We start from the raw sequence: 5,713 nt of genomic DNA, 5'->3' as shown, positions 1-5,713 counted from the left end.
ATTCCCCTTTCCCCGATCCCCTTTCCCCGATCCCCTTTCCCCGATCCCCTAACTACCAGAGGCAATTTTAAATCCTTCGGCGATGGGGCCTAATGCTAGAACTGGGAAGAAAGTCAGTACTCCTAAAATTAAAATTACTCCGGCGGTGACACTGGTAAATAGTAGAGTGTCGGTTCTTAAAGTACCTGGTGTTGTTGGTACTGCTTGTTTGCGAGTCATGCTATCGGCTAACAGCACAATAGCAATAATGGGAACATAGCGCCCCAACACTAAGCTGAAAATAGTACTTAGATTCCACCACAGGGTATTATCTGCTAAACCTTCAAAACCAGATCCATTATTGGCGCTGGCTGAGGTGTATTCATAAACAACTTGGGAGACACCATGAAAACTAGGATTGCTAATTCCAGCTAATGTTTCTGGAAAGTATAAAGTAATTGCACTTGGAATTAAAACTGCGATTGGGTGGATTAATAAAACTACACTGGCGAGGACAATTTCTCGCTTCTCAATTTTTCGCCCCAAAAACTCTGGTGTGCGTCCCACCATCAACCCTGTTAAGAAGACAGTCAAAATTAAATAAATAAATAGATAAGCGGTTCCTGTTCCTTGACCACCCCAAATAATTTGTAAGAACATATTTAATAGAGTGGCAAAACCTCCTGTAGGCATGAGAGAATCATGCATCCCATTGACAGCACCAGTCATCGTACTTGTGGTAGCGATCGCCCAAAATGCGGTTAGTATTGAACCAAAGCGGACTTCTTTTCCTTCAAGATTTGATATTTCATATCCCAAAGTTCCGTTGATCAAAGTGTTACCTTGATACTCGCTAGTAGCTGTGACACATACCAAAACTAAAAAAATTGCAAACACCATCCAATACAACAACCAAGCTTGTTTGATGTTATTCGCAAACAATCCATAGGTGTAAATTAACGCCATCGGGATAGATAGCATGGCCAGCATCTCTATTAAATTAGAAGCACCGTTGGGATTTTCAAATGGATGAGCAGAGTTAGCAGCAAAAAAACCACCGCCATTTTCACCCAATAATTTAATCATTTCAAAAGAAGCTACTGGTCCTCTAGCTATATACTGACTAAAGCCTTCTAGAGTAGTAACAGCCTGAGTTGGCAGTAATGTTTGTGGTGTACCTGAGATAATTAAAGCGATCGCACCAATCAAAGATATTGGTAACAATATTCGTGTAATACCACGAACTAGATCTACGTAAAAATTCCCCAGTGGTCTACCTGTCAACCCCCGAATAAAAGCAATACCTACAGCCAACCCAGTTGCAGCCGAAGTAAACATCAAAAAACCATTAGCTGCTGTTTGACTAAAGTAACTTAAAGTTGTCTCCGGAATGTAGTGTTGCTGGTCAGTATTCGTCAAAAATGAAATTGTTGTATGTAGTGCTAAATCCCAGCGCAGTGCTTTCAAGTTCATGGGATTCAACGGCAAAGTTTCCTGAAAATTTAAAATCAAGTATACAGCAACACCCATAATCAGATTACTGAACAGCACCGCGCGGATGTACTGCCCACCTGTCATGTTTTGTTTGCTACGTACACCCCCCAGTATATAAATAATCCGCTCAACCGGGTTCAAAACGGAGTCAAACACAGTTGTTTCACCCAGGAAGACACGAGCTATGTATCTTCCGAAAAACGGAGTGATCACAATTAAAATACAAAGCGTTAACCCTATCTGCAAAAAACCCTGTGTCATGTATTTAATGCTGGATTATAGTTGGTCTGGCTTTACTAATAGAAAGCTAATTATTAATAACACTTGATCACTTCTAAGTCTTGAAGACTTACATTTTACAATCCCCACACTTCTTTGGGAGGGGTCGTTGAAGTCGGATTCCCCAATTCCTAATTTTCAAGCACATACCCACAAAAATAGCGATCGCCACCTATGTAACAATAATTAGAGAGTGAAAATCTTAGATTTGTGGCGATTGGCTTAAAAGTCAAGCGATCGCACCATCCGACGGGCGAAACTAGACAGATAAAATTAGTGAAACTTCCACATAAGTGTTTTAGCTTAATCTATCAACCGCAAAATATTTTCCTCCTATTGAGTGGTTTTGCAGCAGGAGTTCTATTATCAGTTTTGGGCGGTTGTAGTCAAAAGCCAGATAGCGTGACTCTCTCCACCGGTACTGTCGGTAGTTACTACCATCGCTTAGGTGAACAAATTAACTACTCTACCAACACAACAGTAGGAGTCTCTGTTGAGAATTTTGCTTCTCAAGGTTCCCAGGAAAACATCAAACGATTGCTAAATCATCAAGTCGATTTTGCGATCGCCCAGTTAGATGTCGCCAACGAAGCTATGCGAGCAGGAAAAGTCAAAGCAGTGGCGATTTTAGCAAAAGAATATGTTCACATTATTATTCGGAAAAATTCTGGAATTCAAACATTCGACGACCTGGAAGGAAAGCGAGTTGCTGTTGGTAATCCCGGTAGTGGAATTCTCTTTACATCTAGACAAATCATCCAAGCAGACAAGCTGAAAATTCAAGAAGATTATTCTAATTTTGACGAAGCATTCAAAAAACTTAAATCTCGACAACTAGATGCAATTATTTATGTGGGAAGTTTGGGTGCAAATGAAAAGCTGAGGCAAATATTTGTGACAAACTCAGATATGACTTTACTTCCTATACGCACTGCATTAGTAAACAACTTAACAGTATTAGATCCCAGTTCCTACGAAAGTGCAATTCTACCTATTGGCACTTATGCGTCGCGTCCACCAATCCCCAATCGAAAATTACCAACTCTTTCAACTGCAACTGTTTTAATTACTCGCCCCAACATGAATCGACAAACAGTCGGGCTAGTTACTTGGTCGATTCTTTCCACCGCTCGTACTTATTCCCAATTCTATCCACAACTACAAAGCTCAAAAGCAGAAGAATTAATGCGAAAAGAGCTTTTCTATATTCATCCAGCAGCAGAAGCTGTCTTTGATCAGGGTGATCCTCGAACAGTGATCATTCGTTACTGGGAAAACAACAACGACTTGCAGGCTGGATTTTTCATTTTGGGAACAACTAGCGTACTAGGGTTATTGTTACGACAGTGGCACAGACAAAAATCCAAGAAGATTATGACGACAACCAATAACCGAATTATTGAACTTAAGTCACTGTTACCAGATCATCCTCAGCAAGCATTGGAAAGTATCGAAGACTTAAGCCAAGAAAATCGGCTCACATTTATTGAGGGTCTAGTGTCAACAGAAGTCTACGAACAACTGCGTCATAAAACCCAAACTTTTGCCGATCAGTGTCGTACCCTGATAGAAAATCAGCGCAAAAAGTTTGTTATGGATACGCTGTTATTATTAGATGAATGGCAAGCAAGTTTACAAACCGATCCAGAAGCAGCATTACAAAAGCTGAAGCAACTTAAGCAACAATATCGAGATATGTTGTTGTCAGATCAAGTTGACATTGAAGCTTATATAGAATTGATGAATTTAACCTTAATTTCCCTGATGACTTTAGCACCAAAATCTTCTCCAGTTCATTCTGATTCTGAAAGTAATACCAATTTGAAAAAGCAATGGGACAAATAAATCATCTGTAGAGACGCGATAAATCGCGTCTTTACCAAGGATATGTTGCAATCATTAATTGAATTGCTATAAAAAGCAAAATATTTCAAATTGATTGATACGGTTCGGTTAATAATTTTTCGTCATCATTTAGGGATGTAGAGACGCGAAATTTCGCGTCTCTACAGGATTTTGCATTAGGCTGCGAAACCGCCATCAATCTTCAGGTTTGCACCAGTAATAAAGCTAGCTTCGGGACTGGCGAGATAGGAAACAAAGCTGGCGACCTCGTCACTGTTACCGTAACGTCCCAAGGCGATTATCCCTTTTGCTCCTTCAGCAAAGGAACCGTCTGCTGGGTTCAAGTCGGTGTCCACAGGGCCGGGTTGGACGTTGTTAACTGTGATCCCACGAGGGCCAAGGTCGCGAGCCAGACCGCGTGTAAAACTAGCGATCGCACCTTTAGTCAAAGCGTAGACCGAAACACCAGCAATCGGGACGATATCACTGTTGACGCTGCCAATCATAATAATCCGTCCACCCTCGCCCATGTGACGAATAGCCTCTTGAGTTGCGACAAAAACGCCCTTGATGTTAACTGCAACAAGCCGATCAAAATCATCTAGGGAGAACTGGTCGATTGGAGCCATAATAGCCGTCCCCGCGTTGTTAACAAGGATATCAAGACGACCAAAAGTTTTGACTGTCTCAGCAACGGCGTTTTTCACTGCTTCAACATCAGCACTGTCAGCTTGTATAGCCAAGGCTCGACCACCTGCTGCTTCGATAACACGCACGACCTCGTCAGCTTTTTGTGGTGAGCTGGTGTACGTAAGGGCGACAGCAGCGCCATCATCCGCCAGACGTCTGGCGATCGCTGCTCCTATTCCACGTGAGCCGCCAGTGACCAATGCTACTTTCTCTTTCAGTTTCTTAGTCATAAGTACTTAAACAAAATTAATTATACATTCTTCCCCTTCCCCTTCCCCTTCCCCTTCCCTGTTCCCTGTTCCCTGTTCACTGAATTTAACGCGGATCACCAATCAGGACAAACGGTGACCAATAATAAGGATGGCGGTCAATTTGCTCTAGCTTGGCTTTTTGCAGTGCTTCTGTTTTGCTCATACCCAGCTTAATATTTTTATAAAACTCAATCATCAGATTTCGCGTAGCTTGATCCTCAACCGTCCATAAACTTGCCATCACTGCTTTTGCACCAGCACGCTCAAATATATAAGCAACACCTACTATTCCCTTTCCATAAGCATTGGTTGCTTAGTATCCTGGGTATTAATTTTCATCTTTTGGTTAGCTCGCTGGCAAGGGATTGCAGATGCTCGCCGAGACGCTGGTCAAAACTCTACTTTGCCTGTGGTAGCGCTAATTACACCGGAAGAGAAATTTGCATTAGGACGCAAACTTGATGATGTGTTTGCCAATCCAGCATTAAAAGGCTACCGGATTATAGGAGATAGAGGTTTATTCGATGATTTGCGTGGTAGAGAAGATAATGATACCACCAACCCCAACCAACCGAGAGTTTGGCGCATCCTCCTAGAACGTGGTGGCTGGATTTATTTGTTTCAAGCCTTACCCCCAAATGCAGAAGCGAATCAACGTCCATTAGTGCTGGCTGTGCAACAAGGTGATAAAGGACACATCTTGATTCGCAGCCCAGAAGTTTCTAAAACAAAACCAAATCTCTAAAATCCAGTGATCGGGGATTGGGGATCACTTCAGAGGTTTTCATACTCTCGTTGTGGGCTTTTCCCATGCTATGGTATATACGCAAGTCGAAAAATATAATCGACCTTGGCGAGTCTTTGAAATAGATGAATGAGTGTTTGAATCCCATCGCCGAGTCTTTGATAGACTTATTCCATGAATCTTTGCCCTCTCCCTAAATCCCTCTCCCAAACATGGGAGAGGGACTTTGAAATTGGCTCCCCTTCTCCCAATTTTGGGAGAAGGGGCTGGGGGATGAGGGTAAGTATTGTATTCATGCAAGAGGTCTAATATAGATAAACGAGTCTTTGAACCTCGTCGCCGAGTCTTTGATATAGATAAACGAGTCTTTGAACCTCGTCGCCGAGTCTTTGATATAGATAAACGAGTGTTTGAACTAACAGCGCAAATC

Annotated in this window: 5 protein-coding genes; 2 read left to right on the top strand and 3 right to left on the bottom strand. The window is 42.1% G+C overall.

Annotated features, from left to right (window positions below; translation table 11 throughout):
- Positions 1-48: 48 nt before the first annotated feature.
- Positions 49-1,734 carry a potassium-transporting ATPase subunit KdpA gene (kdpA, locus tag B4U84_RS01165; protein ID WP_131115092.1) on the bottom strand — a complete coding sequence of 562 codons (1,686 nt, stop codon included), beginning with the start codon at positions 1,732-1,734 and terminating at the stop codon, positions 49-51.
- A 228-nt stretch (positions 1,735-1,962) separates the two neighbouring features.
- On the opposite strand from kdpA, the gene B4U84_RS01160 reads away from it, so the two are divergent.
- Positions 1,963-3,597, top strand: a complete 1,635-nt coding sequence (locus tag B4U84_RS01160; protein WP_131115091.1) for a TAXI family TRAP transporter solute-binding subunit — start codon at positions 1,963-1,965, stop codon at positions 3,595-3,597.
- A gap of 176 nt (positions 3,598-3,773) precedes the next feature.
- Here the strand turns inward: B4U84_RS01160 and B4U84_RS01155 are convergent, their stop codons facing one another.
- Entirely contained in the window at positions 3,774-4,517 is a 744-nt protein-coding gene (locus tag B4U84_RS01155) for a 3-oxoacyl-ACP reductase family protein (protein WP_131115089.1), read from the bottom strand.
- An 85-nt stretch (positions 4,518-4,602) separates the two neighbouring features.
- Positions 4,603-4,827 (bottom strand): CHAT domain-containing protein, encoded by a 225-nt coding sequence (locus tag B4U84_RS01150; RefSeq protein ID WP_278248332.1) that lies wholly within the window; start codon positions 4,825-4,827, stop codon positions 4,603-4,605.
- A gap of 120 nt (positions 4,828-4,947) precedes the next feature.
- Between B4U84_RS01150 and B4U84_RS01145 the strand changes: the two genes are divergently transcribed.
- Positions 4,948-5,283 (top strand): hypothetical protein, encoded by a 336-nt coding sequence (locus B4U84_RS01145; RefSeq protein WP_242677509.1) that lies wholly within the window; start codon positions 4,948-4,950, stop codon positions 5,281-5,283.
- Positions 5,284-5,713 lie beyond the last annotated feature (430 nt).

This window comes from Westiellopsis prolifica IICB1, assembly GCF_004323185.1.
GTDB lineage: Bacteria > Cyanobacteriota > Cyanobacteriia > Cyanobacteriales > Nostocaceae > Pelatocladus > Pelatocladus prolificus_A.
This window is presented reverse-complemented; position numbering and strand designations above follow the sequence as displayed.